Here is a 17,479-nt window from a genome sequence, read left to right on the forward strand (position 1 = left end):
CCAGGGCGAAAACCCTGCGCGAGCGCTGCAACTGATAAACCACACACGCCGCCCGTATCGAGGGCGGCGTACGGAGAACCAACATGAGCCAGACACAGGCAGAACGACTCCAGGCGGAGCGCAAACTGGCGGAAAACCAGTTCGATATCACCCAGTATCAACACGTGCCACGGCGTTATTACGGGCGGATTTTTTTCGCCAGCGTCATCGTCATTGCGATTATTGGCCTGGTACGAGCCTTCGCCGAAGGCAAGATCGAATGGTCGTACATCGGCCAGTTCCTCACTTCGCAAGCGATCATGTGGGGCTTGCTCAACACCATCGTCATGGCGGTGCTGGCGATGGCGCTGGGCATTGTCTTCGGGGTGATCACGGCGATCATGCGCATGTCGGCCAACCCGATCCTGCGCTATGTGGCGCTGACCTACACCTGGCTGTTCCGTGGCACGCCGCTGATCCTGCAGCTGTTGCTGTGGTTCAACCTGGCGCTGATCTTCCCCACCATCGGCATTCCCGGCCTGTTCGAAATGGACACCGTGAGTCTGATGACGCCCTTCGTAGCCGCCCTCCTCGGCTTAAGCATCAACCAGGGCGCCTATACCGCCGAAGTGGTGCGCGCCGGCCTGCTGTCGGTGGACACCGGCCAGTACGAAGCCGCCAAGTCGATCGGCATGCCGCGCCTGCAAGCGTTGCGCCGGATCATCCTGCCCCAGGCCATGCGGATCATCATTCCGCCGGTCGGTAACGAATTCATCGGCATGGTGAAAATGACCTCCCTGGCGAGCGTCATCCAGTACTCGGAACTGCTCTACAACGCGCAGAACATCTACTACGCCAACGCCCGCGTAATGGAGCTGCTGATCGTCGCTGGTATCTGGTACCTGGCCACGGTCACCGTGCTGTCCTTTGGTCAAAGCCGTCTGGAGCGTCGTTTCGCTCGCGGCGCCGGCAAGCGTTCTTGAGGAGCCCAACATGAGAAGCATCGTCAAGGCCGTGAGCCTGAACAAATATTACGACCAGTACCACGCGCTCAAGGACATCAATATCGAAGTCGAGCAAGGCGAAGTGCTGTGCATCATCGGCCCGTCCGGCTCCGGCAAAAGTACCCTGCTGCGCTGCGTGAATCAGCTGGAAAAAATCGACAAGGGCGGCCTGTGGGTCGACGGCGAGCTGGTGGGTTACCGGATCGTCGGCAACAAACTGCACGAGCTCAACGAATCGCAGATTGCCCGCCAGCGCCTGGCCACCGGCATGGTTTTCCAGCGTTTCAACCTGTTCCCGCACATGACTGTGCTGCAAAACATCATCGAAGGGCCGTGCCAGGTGCTCAAGCGTTCGCCCAAAGAAGCGCACGAAGAAGCCGTGGAACTGCTCGCTCGCGTCGGCCTGGCCGACAAGCGCAACAGCTACCCGATTGAACTGTCGGGTGGTCAGCAACAACGTGTCGCCATTGCCCGTGCATTGGCCATGCGCCCCAAGCTGATGCTGTTCGATGAACCCACTTCGGCACTCGACCCGGAACTGGTCGGAGAGGTGCTGTCGGTGATGCGCGATCTGGCGCAAACCGGCATGACCATGATCGTCGTCACCCATGAACTGGGCTTCGCTCGCGAGGTTTCCAACCGCATGGTGTTCATGGACGGCGGGCAGATCGTGGAGGCTGGAAGCCCCGAAGAAATACTAATAAGTCCGCAAAACCCACGCACCCAAAGCTTCATTTCTGCCGTTCGAACCTAAGCGCCCTTTGGCGCTCACAACACTCATAAGAGAACGACCATGAAGAACCTAGTAATCCCAGCAGTACTTGCCAGTGTCCTGGCATCCGGTTTCGCCTTCGCTGCCGAGTTGCCGGCCAGCATCAAGGACAAGGGCGAGATCGTTGTTGCGATCATGCCGAACTACCCGCCGATGGATTTCAAGGACCCGGCCACCAACACCCTCACCGGCCTTGACTATGACCTGGGCAACGCCCTGGCCGAACGTCTGGGCGTGAAGATCAAATGGCAGGAAACCGGTTTCGAGCAAATGATCAACGCGCTCACGACCGACCGCGTGGACATGGTGCTGTCAGGCATGACCGACACCGCCGAGCGTCAGGCCAGCGTGACCTTCGTCGATTACTTCACCAGTGGTCCGCAGTTCTACACCTTGCAGAAAAACAAGGACACCAACGAGATCGTCGACTTGTGCGGCAAGAAAGTCGGCACCAGCCGCCGTACCACCTTCCCGGCGGAAATCGCCGCGTGGAGCAAGGAAAACTGCGAAGCCGCCGGCAAACCCGCGATCAACGTGATCGGCACCGAGGGCTCGGCCGACGCCCGTGCGCAATTGCGTCAGAGCCGTATCGACGCGGCCATGCAAGGCAGCGAAACCCTGTCGTACCTCAAGACCCAGGAAAAGGACATGTACAAAACCGTGGGCCTGCCGATCTCCAAGCAGTTCTCGGGCATGGGTGTGAGCAAGAAAAAACCTGAGCTGAGCGAAGCGGTGAAAGTCGCGTTGCAAAGCATGATCGATGACGGCAGCTACCAGGCGATCCTGAAGAAATGGGACCTGGAACTGGGCGCGATCAAGACCGTGACCATCAACGCTGGGAAATAACACGGTTCGTAGCAGCTGCCTCGCGGGCTCGGCAGCTGCTACGGGTGTTTCAACTATTAATTCTGGAGCGCCACACGATGTCCTCCTCGCTGCAACCCACCTGGCCCGACCAGCACCTGGCCTGCCTCGCCCTGGCCTTCGACCTCGATGGCCCCACCGGCGATGCCATGCTCAACGGCTCGATCTGGCGCAAGCCCGAGTATTTCGGTTTCGGCGGTTACGGCCCCTATCGGGCGCTGCCGCGGATTCTCGATCTGCTGGATGAGTTCCGGATCCCGACCACGTTTTTCGTTCCGGCCTGGGTCGTGGAGAACTGGCCGAAACAGTGCCAGGCGATTGTCGAGCGCGGGCATGAGGTGGCCTATCACGGCTACAAACACGAATCTTTTTACGCCCTGACGCTGGAGCAGCAGAAGGACGTGATGCACAAATCCCGCGAGGTGTTCTGGAAGTACCTGAACATCCGCGCTGAAGGTTTCCGCACGCCGTCCGGCGACTGGCGGGCCGAAACGCCGGCCATGCTGGTGGAAGCCGGCGTGACCTATTCCAGCAGCATGCGCGGCGATGACCGGCCCTACCTGGTCAAGGTGCCGGGCTTCGATACACCACTGGTGGAGATCCCCGGCCGCTGGGAAATGGACGACTACGCCTCCCTCGCCTACACCCGCGCACCGGACTTCCCTTCCGGGCTGGACCGAACCGCCAGCTACGAACTGACCCTCGATAACTGGTGCCGCGAGTTCGATGGCGCTATGGCTGAAGGACTGTGCCTGACCACCCTGTTCCATCCCAAGATCACCGGCAAACCGGGACGCATCCTGTTACTGGAAAAACTCTTCGAACACATGCGCCAGCGCGACGACGTGTGGTTCGCCACCTGCCGCGATGTCGCCCACTGGTGGCTGAAGGAGCATCACCATGGCTGATTCCATTGTCTGGCCCAACGGCTACCGCTGCGCCGTGGTGCTGACTGTCGATTACAACGACATCCACGGCATCCTTACCCAGGCGCCGGAAGTCGCCGGGCGCGACAAGACCTTGTCGGTGTGGCGCTACGGCACCCAGCGCGGGGTCGAGCGTTTGCTTGGCGTGTTCGCAGAACTGGGGGTTTCCAGCAGCTGGTTCGTGCCCGGCATCGTCGCCGAGGAAAACCCGCAACACCTCCGGGCGATCCAGGCCGGCGGGCACGAGATTGCCTGCGCCGGCTACCGCCATCAGCACTACGACAACCTGACCCTGGCCGAGCAAAGCGCCGAAATCGCCAAGGGCTGCGCGGCCTTGAGCGCGCTGACCGGTCAGCGGCCGACAGGCTTTCGCATTCCCGCCGGCAATGGCGCACCGGGCTTCATCGAGGCGTTGCGCGAGCACGGTATCCGTTGGTCCTCGTCATGGCGCGGCGATGATTTGCCCTTCGCCCACCCGACGGCGCCCGAGGTGATCGAGTTGCCGCTGCATTACGAACTGGAAGACGAGCCCTATTTCGCCTTCAACCTCAGCCCGGCGGTGCCACCGGCGCAATCGCGCATCGCCTCTTACAGCCACACCCTTGGCAATCTGAAGATGGACTTCGCCGGGTTTCACCGATTCGGCTTGTGTTACGTGCTGCGGTTGCACCCGGAAATCATCGCCACCCCAGGGCGGATCGGCGTGTTGCGCGAATTGCTGCAAAGCATTCAGCAGCACGACGACGTGTGGATCGCCACCGGTGCCGAAGTGGCTCATTGGTGGGCCGAGTCGGCAGCGTCGGTGACCGAGGATCACCCGGCCGCTGTGTACGAGCGTCATTATCGGGATTACGGCGTATGAGAGATCAGGATGGGGTTATGCGAATGGCGCGGCTGGCGCAGTTCTGCGTCGATACCCGTTTCGAAGATTTACCCGCCGAGTTGGTGGAGCAAACCAAGCGACACATCCTCGACACCTTCGGCGCAGCCCTGGCCGGGGCCGGCAGCGATGTCGCCAAACAGGCGCATCAGGTGTTCAAGGGGGAAGCCGGCAGCACGTTGGTCTGGGGCACCGGTCAGCGAGTCGGCGCGGCGCAAGCCGCCATGCTCAACGGTATCGCCGCGCATGCCCTGGAGCTGGACGATACCGGCGGCTGCGACCATTCCGGCGCGGTGGTGCTGCCGGCGGTGATGGCGGCGCTGTCGATGTCGACGCTATCGGTTTCTGAAGCGTCCGTTGACGGCCGCGAACTGATCACTGCGGTGGTGATCGGCTACGAAATCGGCCGTCGGGTGCTCGAAGCCTGCGGCAGTTACTCGGCCCACAACGGCGCCGGTTGGCACTCCACGGCGACGTGCGGAGTGTTTGGCGCGGCGGCGGCCAGTGCACGGATTCTTGGGCTGGATGCACAACAAGCCTTGTCGGCACTGGGCATCGCCGGCAGCTTCAGCGGTGGTCTGTGGGCGTTTATCCATGACGGTTCGCAAAGCAAAAGACTCCACAGCGGACGCGCCGCCGAAGGTGGATTGCTGGCCGCGCGGTTTGCTCAACAAGGCATCACCGGGCCGACAAAACTGTTCGATGACGTCTGGGGCGGTTTCCTCAAGACCCTCGCGGCGGACACCGCCGTGCCCGAGGCGTTGGACGCCGAACTGGGCCACGTATGGAAACTCGCGCGCTGCTCGATCAAGCCCTATGCGGCCTGCCGTGGGACCCATTCGGCGATCGACGCATTGGGCCTGTTGCTCGATCAATTGCAGGTCAGCGCCGAGCAGGTCGAGGACGTTCAGGTGTCGCTGTGCGGATTCCTTCAAGACATGTGCGGTGGCCAGGACGTCAGCACGTTGCCGGCGGCGCAGATGAGCCTGCGTTATGCCCTGGCGGCCCGGCTGCTCCATGGGCATTGCCGATTGGAAGCCTACGACGATGAACAGCGCCGCCACCCACGGATTGCGCACTGGATGTCGCGTATTCGCCTTGAAGTCGACCCGCAACTGTCCGAGGATGGCGAGCCTGTCGTCAGCGTGCGGACCGTGGACGGTCGGCAAGCAAGCCTGTGCGTTGAGGTGCCGTTGGGCGCGCCGGGCAATCCGCTGAGTGATGCGGCGCTGGAGGAGAAATTCTTCAGCTTGGCCGGGCGGGTGATACCGCGACAACAGGCAAAAGAGCTGCTGGAGCAGTTGTGGCGGCTGGAAGAACTGGGATCGGTTAGGGCGCTTGATCGGTGGCTGAGTTGAGCCTGGCGTTGCGCGTCGAACACCACAGAATCTGAATAAGGACATTTGCCCCACCGTGGCCACTTACTCCCTCGTTATCCGCCGGCTGATGATCTGTTCGCTGACCATCGTCGTCAGTCGCGCCATCACCAGCCCGTTGCTCACGCTGTTCCTGAGCACCAAGCTCGGCCTCAACCAACAGGACGTTGGCCTGCTGCTCGGCATTGCGGTGTTCATCGCCACCCTGCTCGCGCTCTATGGCGGTTACATCATCGACCGCCTCGAAAAGCGTCGTCTGCTGATCCTCGCCATGCTGTCCAGTGCCATCGGCTTCGTGCTGCTGACCTTTGCCGAAAACCTCTACCTGACCACCGCCATCCTGGTGATCACCGAAACCGCCTCGGCGCTGTTTCTGATCGGGTCCAAGGCGATCCTCAGCGACAACCTGCCCATGGGCCAGCGTGCCAAGGCCTTTTCGCTGCGCTACACCCTGACCAACATCGGCTACGCCACCGGCCCGATGCTCGGTGTGGTGATCGCCGGCGTGTACCCGATTGCCCCGTTCCTGATCGCCGGCGGCATCGCGTTCTTCAGCATTTTCCTGATGAGCGGCATTCCCAGGGACCCGGACCAGACACCCGTCATCGGCCAGCCCCAAAGCTTTCTCAAAACCCTGGTCACCCTGAAAAACGACCGCACGCTGATCATGTTCACCTGCGGCTGCCTGCTCAGCACCGTGGTCCACGGTCGTTTTACCTTGTACCTGTCGCAATACCTGCTAGTGACCCACGACTCCAAACGAGCGCTGGAAACCATGGCCGCCCTGCTCGCCTGTAACGCCATCAGCGTGATCCTGCTGCAATACCAGATCGGCCGGTTTCTCAAACGCGAACAACTGCGTTACTGGATTGTCGGCGGCAGCAGCCTGTTCATCCTCGGCTTGATCGGTTTCAGCCTGGCCGACGGCCTGGTGAGCTGGTGTATCGCGATGTTCATCTTCACCCTCGGTGAAATGATCATCTACCCGGCCGAATTCCTCTTCGTCGACACCCTGGCCCCGGAAGAATTGCGTGGCAGCTACTACGGCGCGCAGAACCTCGCGGCTCTCGGCGGTGCGCTGAGCCCGGTGATCTGCGGCTTCCTGCTGATGCACACACCCGCGCCCACCATGTTCTATGCCCTGAGTGCGTTGACGGCGATGGGCGGTTTTCTCTGTTTCATGAGCGGTCGACGCGTCGCAATACTGCAAAAATAATGCATTGAAGCTGCATTAATATGAATTTGTCAGCATCGGCAATGATCGGCAAACTGTGCGCCGTTCCTCCCCCAATAGTTGGAACCACTTCAAGGGCTTTCCGGGTATCCGGACAAGCCTTTTTTTTGCTCTGTTTTTTGTCAAAGGATCGATGTTCGTCATGCTCGCTCACTGGTTGCCCGCCGCCATCAACACCCGCCCCTCCGAATGGAGCCGTGCCGCCATCGGCATGGCCATGGGGACGATGTTCAGTGTCTGGTTGTGCGGCCAGGTGTTCGGCATCGACGTGGCGCTGCATTTGATCGGGCCGTTGGGTGCTTCGGCGGTGTTGCTGTTCGCCGTGTCCTCGGGTGCGCTGGCCCAGCCGTGGTCGATTCTTGGCGGTTACCTGTGTGCGGGAGTGGTCTCGCTGCTGGTTGCCCACGTACTCGGGCGCACCCTCGGCAGCGCCTGCCTGGCGGCGGGCATGGCGCTGATTCTGATGTGCTGGTTGCGTTGCCTGCACCCACCGGCCGGTGCCTTGGCGTTGCTTATGGTGGTGGCAGATCCGGCGACCGTCGCCATGGGCTGGAAAGCCCTCGGCCCGGTAATGCTCAGCGGCTCGACGATGCTGCTCAGCGCGTTGGCGTACAACAACTCCACGCGCATTCGTTACCCCAAACGTCCCGCCGAACCGGCCCCGCTAATGCCCGCGGCCGACAGCCAGGCGATCACCGCCGAAGATCTGCGACGGGCACTCGCCGACATGGAGGCCTTCTACGACGTTACCCCCGAAGACCTCGAGCAGTTGATTCATGCCAGTGAGTTGCATGCCAAGCGGCGCAGTATCGGTGAAGTGCTGAGCAGCAGAACCTAAAGGCATCTTTGTGGCGAGGGGGCTTGCCCCCGTTGGGTCGCGAAGCGGCCCCAAAACCTGCTAACGAGTTTTTCCAGGCATACCTCATTGCCCTTATCTGCGACTGCTGCGCAGTCGAACGGGGGCAAGCCCCCTCGCCACAAATTCAAGGTTGATTCAAAACGGAGTCAGGCTGCCGAAGGCTGCGATCTTTTGATTTTGCACTAAGGTAAAAATGCAGAAAGAACCTGCACGTATCTCGGTTGTACAGGGCAAATTTGCACTGTTACGATCCTGCATCGCTCGCGCGCGAGCTTCTCTATAAAGAACAATAAAAGCAGGGAGTTAGTGATGACTGCTCAGGTTTCATCCCCGGGGACACCGTCCATGGATGCCACGCAAAACGAAGTGTTGGCCGAGGTTCGCAATCACATCGGTCACCTGACCCTCAACCGCCCCGCCGGCCTCAACGCCATTACCCTGGACATGGTCCGCAGCCTGCAACAGCAACTCGATGCCTGGGCACAGGATCCGCAGGTGCATGCGGTGGTGTTGCGCGGTGCTGGCGAGAAAGCCTTCTGTGCCGGCGGCGATATCCGCTCGCTGTACGACAGCTTCAAAAGCGGCGACACGCTGCACGAAGATTTCTTCGTCGAGGAATACGCCCTCGACCTCACGATCCATCACTACCGCAAACCGGTTCTGGCCTTGATGGACGGCTTTGTCCTGGGCGGCGGCATGGGCCTGGTGCAAGGCGCCGATTTGCGGGTGGTCACCGAGCGTAGCCGTCTGGCGATGCCGGAAGTGGCCATCGGTTATTTCCCGGACGTCGGCGGCAGCTACTTCCTGCCGCGCATTCCCGGTGAGCTGGGCATCTATCTCGGCGTCAGCGGCGTGCAAATCCGCGCCGCCGATGCGCTCTATTGCGGCCTGGCCGACTGGTATCTGGAGAGCAGCAGCCTGGGTGAGCTGGACGAGCGACTCGACCATCTGGAATGGCACGACACCCCGCTCAAGGACCTGCAAGGCGCGCTGGCGAAACTCGCCGTGCAGCAACTGCCGGTAGCGCCGCTGGCGGCGCTGCGGCCGGTCATCGACCACTTCTTCGCCCTGCCCGATGTGCCGAGTATGGTGGAACAACTGCGTGCGGTGACCGTCGCCGACAGCCATGAGTGGGCCATGGCCACCGCCGACTTGCTGGAAAGCCGTTCACCGCTGGCCATGGGCGTGACCCTGGAAATGCTGCGGCGCGGTCGGCACCTGAGCCTGGAACAGTGCTTCGCCCTTGAACTGCACCTGGATCGCCAGTGGTTCGAACGCGGCGACCTGATCGAAGGCGTGCGCGCCTTGCTGATCGACAAAGACAAGAACCCGCGCTGGAACCCGCCGACCTTGCAGGCGCTGGACGCCGGGCACGTCGCGAGTTTTTTCACCGGGTTTGACCAGAGCGGGAATTGAGCCATGCACGATATCGAATTGAGCGAAGAACAAGTGATGATCCGCGACATGGCCCGGGATTTTGCCCGCGGCGAAATCGCGCCCCACGCACAAGCCTGGGAAAAGGCCGGCTGGATCGATGACGGTCTGGTGGCGAAGATGGGTGAGCTGGGTCTGCTGGGCATGGTGGTGCCCGAGGAATGGGGCGGCACCTATGTCGACTACGTGGCCTACGCGCTGGCGGTGGAAGAGATTTCCGCCGGTGACGGCGCCACCGGTGCACTCATGAGCATCCACAACTCCGTGGGCTGCGGGCCAGTGCTCAATTACGGCACCGAAGAGCAAAAGCAGGAATGGCTGCCGGACCTCGCCAGCGGCCAGGCCATCGGTTGCTTCTGCCTGACCGAACCGCAAGCGGGTTCCGAAGCCCATAACCTGCGCACCCGCGCCGAACTGCGCGATGGCCAGTGGGTGATCAACGGCGCCAAGCAATTCGTCAGTAACGGCAAACGGGCGAAGCTGGCAATCGTTTTCGCCGTGACTGATCCGGAGTTGGGCAAGCGTGGCATCTCGGCATTCCTGGTGCCGACCGAAACAGCGGGGTTCATCGTCGACCGCAGTGAACACAAGATGGGCATCCGCGCTTCCGACACCTGCGCCGTCACCCTGAACAACTGCACCGTCCCTGAAGCCAATTTGCTGGGCGAACGCGGTAAAGGCCTGGCCATCGCCCTCTCCAACCTCGAAGGCGGCCGTATCGGCATCGCTGCGCAAGCCCTGGGCATCGCCCGTGCGGCGTTCGAAGCGGCGCTGGCTTACGCGCGGGATCGGGTGCAGTTCGACAAGCCGATCATCGAACACCAGAGCATCGCCAATATGCTGGCCGACATGCAGACCCGACTGAACGCCGCGCGCCTGTTGATCCTGCACGCCGCGCGGTTGCGCAGTGCCGGCAAGCCGTGCCTGTCGGAGGCTTCACAGGCCAAGCTGTTTGCTTCGGAGATCGCGGAGAAAGTCTGCTCATCGGCGATTCAGATTCATGGCGGGTATGGGTATCTGGAAGACTACCCGGTGGAGCGTTACTACCGGGATGCGCGGATCACGCAGATTTATGAAGGGTCGAGCGAGATACAGCGGATGGTGATTGCCCGGGAACTCAAGAACTACCTGGTCTAGATGATCGTTCCCACGCTCCGCGTGGGAATGCATCCTGTGACGCTCTGCGTCACGCTTGCGAAGGGACGCGGAGCGTCCCGGGCGGCGTTCCCACGCGGAGCGTGGGAACGATCGGTACGCTAATCACTTGCCTTGGAATTCAGCCTCACGCTTGGCAATAAACGCCGCCATCCCTTCTTTCTGATCCTGCGTGGCAAACGCCGCATGGAATACCCGGCGTTCAAAACGCACGCCTTCCGACAGGCTGACTTCAAAGGCGCGGTTGACGCTTTCCTTGATCATCATCGCAATCGGCAGTGATTTCTTCGCAATCAGCGCCGCGACTTTCAGCGCTTCGTCCACCAACTCATCCGCCGGCACGATGCGCGCCACGATCCCGCAACGCTCGGCTTCCACCGCATCGATCAAGCGCCCGCTCAGGCACATTTCCATGGCCTTGGCCTTGCCCACGGCGCGGGTCAGGCGCTGGGTGCCGCCCATGCCCGGCAAGACGCCGAGGTTGATTTCCGGTTGGCCGAATTTTGCATTGTCGCCGGCCAGGATGAAGTCGCACATCAGTGCCAGTTCACAACCACCGCCCAAGGCGAAACCGTTGACCGCGGCAATGATCGGCTTGCGGCGGTTGGCTACGCGATCGCTGTCACTGAACAGGTCGTCGAGGTAGATCTGCGGGTAGGTCAGCTCGGCCATTTCCTTGATGTCGGCACCGGCGGCAAAGGCTTTTTTCGAGCCGGTCAGCACGATGCAACCGATGTTCGAATCGGCTTCCAGGCCATCGAGGGCGTGGTTCAGTTCGCTGACGATCTGTGCATTCAACGCGTTCAGCGCTTGCGGACGGTTCAAGGTGATCAGGCCGACGCGGCCGTGGGTTTCCAGCAAAATCGTTTCGTAGTTCATAGGTGGGCTCCTTCTCAAAGATTGCGCGAAATGACCATGCGCTGAATGTCGCTGGTGCCTTCATAGATCTGGCACACCCGCACGTCGCGGTAAATCCGCTCCAGCGGGAAGTCGTTCAGGTAACCGTAACCGCCAAGGGTTTGCAACGCCGAGGAGCAAACCTTTTCAGCCATTTCCGAGGCGAACAGCTTGGCCATCGACGCTTCGACCAGCGCCGGTTTGCCGCTGTCGCGCAATGCCGCCGCGTAATGCACCATTTGCCGGGCCACGGCGATCTGGGTGGCCATGTCGGCCAGGCGGAACGCTACCGCCTGGTGTTCGATGATCGGCTTGCCGAAACTCTCGCGTTCACGGGCGTAGTCGCGGGCCGCTTCGAATGCGGCGCGGGCCATGCCCACCGATTGCGAAGCGATGCCGACACGTCCGCCTTCGAGGTTGGCCAGGGCGATCTTGTAGCCTTCGCCCTCCTCACCCAGTCGGTTGGCCACCGGCACTTTCACATCCTCGAAGAGGATCTGGCAGGTATCGGAGGCATGTTGACCGAGCTTGTCTTCGACCCGCGCGACTTTATAGCCCGGCGAATCGGTGGGCACGATCAGCGCGGTGATCCCGCGTTTGCCGGCACTCGGGTCAGTCACCGCAAACACAATCACCACCCCGGCGTTTTGCCCGGAAGTGATGAACTGCTTGCAGCCGTTGAGCACGTAGTGATCGCCTTCCAGCCGGGCACGGGTTTTCAGGCTGCTGGCATCGGAGCCGGCTTGCGGTTCGGTCAGCGCAAACGCACCGAGCATCGCGCCGCTGGCGAGCGGCTTGAGGAAGCGTTCTTTCTGGTCGTCGTTGCCGAACTTGAGGATCGGCACGCAACCCACCGAGTTGTGCACGCTCATGATGGTCGAGCAGGCGCCGTCGCCGGCAGCGATTTCTTCCAGGGCCATGGCGTAAGCCAGGTAACCGGTGTCACAGCCGCCCCACTGCTCCGGCACCAGCATGCCGAAGAAGCCCAGGTCGGCCATCTCGCTGATGGCTTCCTTGGGGAAGCGATGTTCGCGGTCCCATTCGGCGGCGAACGGTTTCAGCCGTTCCTGGGCAAACTGCCGGGCCGCGTCGCTGATCTGAAGTTGTTCGTCGTTGGGCAGCATGTAGATTCCTTAATGCCAAGCTTTAGTACAGGCATTCAACGGCCATGGCCGTCGCTTCGCCGCCACCGATGCAGATCGCTGCCACGCCGCGTTTCAGGCCTTTCTGGCGCAGGGCCGAGAGCAAGGTGACGAGAATCCGCGCGCCGGATGCACCAATCGGGTGGCCCAAAGCGCAAGCACCGCCGTGGACGTTGATCTTCTCGTGGGGGATTTCCAGTTTGGTCATGGTCACCAGGCTCACCACGGCGAAGGCTTCGTTGACTTCGAACAACTCGACTTCATCCAGCGACCAGCCGGTTTTCTTCATCAGTTTCTTGATCGCGCCTACCGGTGCTACCGGGAACAGCCCCGGGGTATCGGCATACGCCGCGTGACCGTGAATCACTGCCAGTGGCTTCAGGCCTTGTTTCTCGGCTTCGGAACGGCGCATCAGCACGAGTGCCGCCGCGCCGTCGGAAATCGAACTGGAGTTGGCCGCCGTCACCGTGCCGCCCTCGCGGAACGCCGGTTTCAGCGAAGCGATCTTGTCCAGTTTGGCTTTCGGCGGTTGTTCGTCGTGGCTGATCAGCACTTGCTGTTTGCCGACCGTCACGGTGAGCGGCACGATCTCGGCGTTAAAACTACCTTCCTCGATCGCCTGTTGGGCGCGGGTGGTCGACGCGATGGCAAACGCGTCCTGATCTTCACGGCTGAAGCCATTGGTCTCGGCGCAATCCTCGGCAAAGGTGCCCATCAGGCGGCCCTTGTCGTAGGCGTCTTCGAGGCCATCGAGGAACATGTGATCGAGCACCTGGCCATGGCCCATGCGGTAACCGCTGCGGGCGCGGTCCAGCAGGTACGGCGCGTTGGACATGCTTTCCATGCCGCCAGCGACCACCACGTCGGCGCTGCCGGCGATCAGCATGTCGTGGGCCAGGATCGTCGCTTCCATGCCCGAGCCGCACATTTTGTTCAGCGTCGTGCAGCGGGTCGATTTATCCAACCCGGCGCCCAGAGCGGCTTGCCGCGCCGGGGCCTGGCCGAGACCGGCGGAGAGCACGCAGCCGAACAGCACTTCTTCTACGGATTCAGGGGCGATACCGGCGCGTTCGACCGCGGCACGAATCGCTGCGGCGCCCAGCTGTGGCGCGGTCAGGCTTTTCAGTTCGCCCTGGAAACCGCCCATCGGGGTGCGGACGGCGCTGACAATAACAATCGGATCGTTGGACAGTGTCATGACAAATACTCCTTATTTGGCGGCCATGCGCAAGGCACCGTCGAGACGGATTACCTCGCCGTTGAGCATGCTGTTTTCTATGATATGCCTGGCCAGCGCGGCGTACTCGCTCGGCTTGCCCAGGCGCGGTGGAAACGGCACGCCGGCGGCCAGCGAATCACGTACTTCCGGGGTCATGCCGGCCATCATCGGCGTTTCGAAAATGCCCGGCGCGATGGTCATCACGCGGATGCCAAAGCGCGCCAGCTCACGGGCGGCAGGCAAGGTCAGGCTGGCGATCGCGCCTTTGGAGGCCGAATACGCGGCCTGGCCGATCTGGCCGTCGAAGGCTGCGACCGAGGCGGTATTGATGATCACCCCGCGCTCGCCGTCTGCATCGGCTTCGGTCTCGGCAATCGCCGCCGCGGCCAGACGCAGCATGTTGAAGCTGCCGATCAGGTTGACGTTGATCACCTGGCTGAAACTGGCCAAGGCATGGGGGCCGGTCTTGCCGAGGATCTTCTCGCCACGCACGATGCCGGCGCAATTGACCAGGCCATTAAGGCCGCCAAACGCTTTGACCGTCGCCTGCACCGCCGCTTCTGCCGCCGCTTCATTGCTGATGTCGGCCACCACGCTTTGCGCGCCAAGACGTGCAGCCTGCGCCGCGACAGCTTCGGCATTCATGTCCACCAGCATCACCTTGGCGCCGGCGGCCACCAGCATTTCAGCGGTGGCGGCACCGAGGCCGGAAGCACCGCCAGTGACGAGAAAAACCTTGTTTTCGATCTGCATCATTGCTTCCTTGGATTCAAGCTGAAACGTTCTTCGCGGCGGCCTCTTGAGCCTTGGCGATTTCCTGGTTGCGCAAGATAAAGCGCTGCAATTTGCCGCTTGGGGTTTTCGGCAATTCACTGACAAATTCAATTTCACGGGGGTACGAGTGCGCCGCCAGACGCTTGCGCACGTGTTGCCGCAGCTCTTCGGCCAACGCAGGTTCGGCACGGTATTGCGGGCTGAGCACGACGAAGGCTTTCACCAGTTCGGTGCGCTCCGGGTCGGGCTTGCCGATCACCGCTGCCTCGACCACCGCCGGGTGTTCGATCAGCGCGCTTTCCACGTCGAACGGGCCGACGCGGTAGCCCGAGGTGGTAATCACGTCGTCGCTGCGGCCGACGAAGCTGATGCTGCCGTCCGGGTTCCACTCGACGGTGTCGCCGCTCAGGTAATAATTGCCGACGAACGCTTTGGTCGGTACGCCTTCGTAACCGCCAAACCAGCACATCGGCGACTGGGTGCGGTCGATGGCCAGGATGCCTGGCTGGCCGACGCCGAGTTCTTTGTATTCCTCATCCAGCACCACGATACGGTGGCCCGGCGAGGCAAAACCGGCGGCGCCCATGTGGATCGGATGTTCCAGGCCATGGTGATTGCACAGCACCATGCCCAGTTCGGTCTGGCCGTAATGATCGTGAATCACCACGCCGAGGTTGTCGGCGAACCAGCGGATCACTTCCGGATTCAGCGGCTCGCCGGCGCTGCTGACGATGCGCAGCTTGCCCTTGATCGAACGGGCGAACTCATCGCCACCGGCAATCAGCAAGCGGTAGGCGGTCGGTGAGCCAGTGAGGTTGGTAATCCCGTATTTGTTGATCACCCGGCAGGTGCTTTCGAGGGTGAACGGGCCATCGTAAAAGGTGATCGGATGCCCCATCGCCATCGGCCCGGTGACACCGAAATAAATGCCGTAGGCCCAACCCGGATCGGCGACGTTCCAGAAGGCGTCCTCGGGGCGCAGGTCTACAGCGTCGCGGGTGTAACTCTGGAACGCAACGATGGCCTTGAGCGGCACCGATAGCGCTTTTGACGGGCCGGTGGTGCCCGAGGTGAACATCAGCAGGAACGGGTCTTCACCGGTCAGCAATACCGGTTCGCAGACGCTGGAGTAGTTGGCCAGTTCCGCCCAGAAACTGAAGTCGCCGCGCACGATGCCCTGCCCCTTGGCGCCACCGACGGTGACGACGGTCGGGCAGTCGGCCACTTCAGCCAGTTTCGGGCGATTGACCGCATCGGTGACCACCACTTTGGCGCCGGAACTGTTCAGACGGTGTTCGATGGCTTTGGGGCCGAAGGCGGTGAACAGCGGCTGATAAACCGCCCCGATGCGCCAGGCGGCAAACACGGTGATCAGCAATTCGAAGTTGCGGGGCAGCAGGCCTGCGACCTTGTCGCCTTGCTTCACGCCCTGGGCCAACAGAAAGTTGGCGAAACGCGCGGCCTTGTCCTGCAAATCGCTGAAGGTGTAGGTCGCGCTGCTACCGTCGCGGCCTTCCCAGAACAGCGCGATGCGCCCCGGCAAGGCATGCCGGTCGCAACACTCGACGCAGGCGTTGAGCGCAGTCAACGACCCTGTGAGCGCGGCATCGACGGTGTGCTGATAATTGAACTGTGACGTAGCAGACAAGTAATCGCGCATTGCCAGAATCCCTCTGTATTTTTATTAGGTTGGGGGAACCGTAATCAACAGGGAAATACTCGCTCTGCGCGGGGAGCGGGACAATGGTCAAAGCTATCAAGTTGCGTGACTGGTTTGGCCAAGGTTCGAGGGCGTGCCCGCGATGGCGTCAGCACCCCAGGATCCGGATCAGTCCGCCTCGTTAAGAATCAAACTCCGATAATGCCCAGGATTGGACCCCGACCATTTGCGAAACGCCTTGTAGAACGAGCTGGCATCGGCAAACCCCAAACGGGTAGCGATTTCAGCGAAGCTGATGGCCGGTTCGGCCAGCCAGACGATGGCCAGTTCCTTGCGCACGCTGTCCTTGAGCCCCTGATACGTCTGCCCTTCTTCAGCCAGGCGGCGGCGCAACGTTGAGGCCGACATGCACAGTTGCTGCGCCAGCGCTTCGGTTTCCGGCCAGCGCTCGGCGGGCAATTGCCGCAGATCGTGCTTGATCCGGCTGGCCAGGCTCTCGGGGTCGCGGTACTTGACCAGAATGTTCGCCGGCGCATGGGCCAGAAAGCGATTGAGCTCTTCAGCGCTGCGCTTGATCGGCAAATCCAGGCAGTCGGCGGAGAAAATCATCCGCGTACGCGGCCGGTCGAATCGCAGGTTCTCGGAAAACATCACCCGATAGTCATCGCAAAAATCCGGCTCCGGGCAACGCAACTCGATGGCCAGGATCGGAATCCGCCGCCCCGCCAGCCAGCAGGCAACGCCGTGCACGATCATCCAGTAAGTGAAATAGGTGAAGGCGCGGCGCGGTTCTTCGTCCTCCTCCAGCAGGACGATTTCCGCCAGGCTTTGCTGGCGAACCAGTTGTGCGGGCAGGCGTTCGAGCATCAACGACAGAAAGCTCAGGCCCGAGGTCAGCCCGGCGGCCAGGCTCGGCTGAACCATGGAGCAGCGACAGAGAAACTCCAGGCTGCCGGACTTGAGCTTGCGCGGGTCCATGCCAAAAAACTCATCGTCCCCACGCCGGGCCAGCAAACGCCACAGGCGCGCATAGGCGGTGGCCGGGACACGGGCGTCGGTGCTGTCCAACAGCGCTGGATCGATGCCGACCTTGTTCAACACCTCTGCGGTGGCAGCGCCCGGGGCGCAACTTTGCAACAGTGCTTCACGCACCAGTTGAATGGCGATGGTGTCTTTTTCCGACATTGACCGGGGTGAGCCTTGTTATTGGAGTGGTGGGCATATTAGCGCACCGCTCGCTCCTAAGGGATGGTGGGATCTTCAGGGTTGTTCAGCTTAGGTTCAGGCAATTAGCAATAACTACC

Annotated in this window: 16 protein-coding genes; 10 read left to right on the forward strand and 6 right to left on the reverse strand. The window is 61.7% G+C overall.

Features of this window, described 5'->3' with window-relative positions; genetic code table 11:
- Positions 1-83: 83 nt before the first annotated feature.
- From PSH69_RS15515 to PSH69_RS15560, 10 genes are all read left to right on the forward strand, one after another.
- The gene (locus tag PSH69_RS15515; protein ID WP_018929142.1) at positions 84-962 is read left to right on the forward strand and encodes an amino acid ABC transporter permease; all 879 of its coding nucleotides are present in this window, start codon (positions 84-86) and stop codon (positions 960-962) included.
- 10 nt (positions 963-972) lie between these two features.
- On the forward strand, positions 973-1,737 hold the full coding sequence (locus tag PSH69_RS15520) for an amino acid ABC transporter ATP-binding protein (RefSeq protein WP_064617790.1): 765 nt from the start codon (positions 973-975) through the stop codon (positions 1,735-1,737).
- Positions 1,738-1,776: 39 nt separating this feature from the next.
- The gene (locus PSH69_RS15525; RefSeq protein ID WP_305408963.1) at positions 1,777-2,601 is read left to right on the forward strand and encodes an ABC transporter substrate-binding protein; all 825 of its coding nucleotides are present in this window, start codon (positions 1,777-1,779) and stop codon (positions 2,599-2,601) included.
- 77 nt (positions 2,602-2,678) lie between these two features.
- Positions 2,679-3,527, forward strand: a complete 849-nt coding sequence (locus PSH69_RS15530; protein ID WP_111453306.1) for a polysaccharide deacetylase — start codon at positions 2,679-2,681, stop codon at positions 3,525-3,527.
- Positions 3,520-4,407 carry a polysaccharide deacetylase gene (locus PSH69_RS15535; protein WP_305408964.1) on the forward strand — a complete coding sequence of 296 codons (888 nt, stop codon included), beginning with the start codon at positions 3,520-3,522 and terminating at the stop codon, positions 4,405-4,407. Before PSH69_RS15530 ends, PSH69_RS15535 begins: the two co-directional genes overlap by 8 nt.
- Positions 4,408-4,424: 17 nt before the next feature.
- Positions 4,425-5,783: an MmgE/PrpD family protein gene (locus tag PSH69_RS15540; protein ID WP_305408965.1), complete on the forward strand. Its 1,359-nt coding sequence runs from the start codon at positions 4,425-4,427 to the stop codon at positions 5,781-5,783.
- 55 nt (positions 5,784-5,838) lie between these two features.
- A complete protein-coding gene (locus tag PSH69_RS15545; RefSeq protein WP_305408966.1) occupies positions 5,839-7,017 on the forward strand; it encodes an MFS transporter in 1,179 nt (392 codons plus the stop codon).
- A 160-nt stretch (positions 7,018-7,177) separates the two neighbouring features.
- Positions 7,178-7,873, forward strand: a complete 696-nt coding sequence (locus PSH69_RS15550) for an HPP family protein (protein WP_305408967.1) — start codon at positions 7,178-7,180, stop codon at positions 7,871-7,873.
- A 330-nt stretch (positions 7,874-8,203) separates the two neighbouring features.
- The gene (locus PSH69_RS15555; protein WP_305408968.1) at positions 8,204-9,310 is read left to right on the forward strand and encodes an enoyl-CoA hydratase/isomerase family protein; all 1,107 of its coding nucleotides are present in this window, start codon (positions 8,204-8,206) and stop codon (positions 9,308-9,310) included.
- Between the two features lie 3 nt (positions 9,311-9,313).
- Positions 9,314-10,465, forward strand: a complete 1,152-nt coding sequence (locus tag PSH69_RS15560; protein WP_019649662.1) for an acyl-CoA dehydrogenase family protein — start codon at positions 9,314-9,316, stop codon at positions 10,463-10,465.
- A gap of 123 nt (positions 10,466-10,588) precedes the next feature.
- On the opposite strand, the gene PSH69_RS15565 is transcribed toward PSH69_RS15560, so the two are convergent.
- The 6 genes from PSH69_RS15565 to PSH69_RS15590 form a co-directional block, all read right to left on the reverse strand.
- A complete protein-coding gene (locus tag PSH69_RS15565) occupies positions 10,589-11,362 on the reverse strand; it encodes an enoyl-CoA hydratase (protein ID WP_028940625.1) in 774 nt (257 codons plus the stop codon).
- A gap of 14 nt (positions 11,363-11,376) precedes the next feature.
- On the reverse strand, positions 11,377-12,504 hold the full coding sequence (locus PSH69_RS15570; protein WP_007939689.1) for an acyl-CoA dehydrogenase: 1,128 nt from the start codon (positions 12,502-12,504) through the stop codon (positions 11,377-11,379).
- A gap of 22 nt (positions 12,505-12,526) precedes the next feature.
- Positions 12,527-13,720, reverse strand: a complete 1,194-nt coding sequence (locus tag PSH69_RS15575) for an acetyl-CoA C-acyltransferase (RefSeq protein WP_305408969.1) — start codon at positions 13,718-13,720, stop codon at positions 12,527-12,529.
- Positions 13,721-13,732: 12 nt separating this feature from the next.
- Positions 13,733-14,494, reverse strand: coding sequence for an SDR family NAD(P)-dependent oxidoreductase (locus tag PSH69_RS15580; RefSeq protein WP_018929129.1), 762 nt, complete (start codon positions 14,492-14,494; stop codon positions 13,733-13,735).
- 16 nt (positions 14,495-14,510) lie between these two features.
- The gene (locus PSH69_RS15585) at positions 14,511-16,175 is read right to left on the reverse strand and encodes an AMP-binding protein (RefSeq protein ID WP_305408970.1); all 1,665 of its coding nucleotides are present in this window, start codon (positions 16,173-16,175) and stop codon (positions 14,511-14,513) included.
- 168 nt (positions 16,176-16,343) lie between these two features.
- Positions 16,344-17,360 (reverse strand): AraC family transcriptional regulator, encoded by a 1,017-nt coding sequence (locus PSH69_RS15590; protein WP_305408971.1) that lies wholly within the window; start codon positions 17,358-17,360, stop codon positions 16,344-16,346.
- Between the last annotated feature and the right edge of the window lie 119 nt (positions 17,361-17,479).

This window comes from Pseudomonas sp. FP1740 (genome assembly GCF_030687165.1).
Taxonomy (GTDB): domain Bacteria; phylum Pseudomonadota; class Gammaproteobacteria; order Pseudomonadales; family Pseudomonadaceae; genus Aquipseudomonas.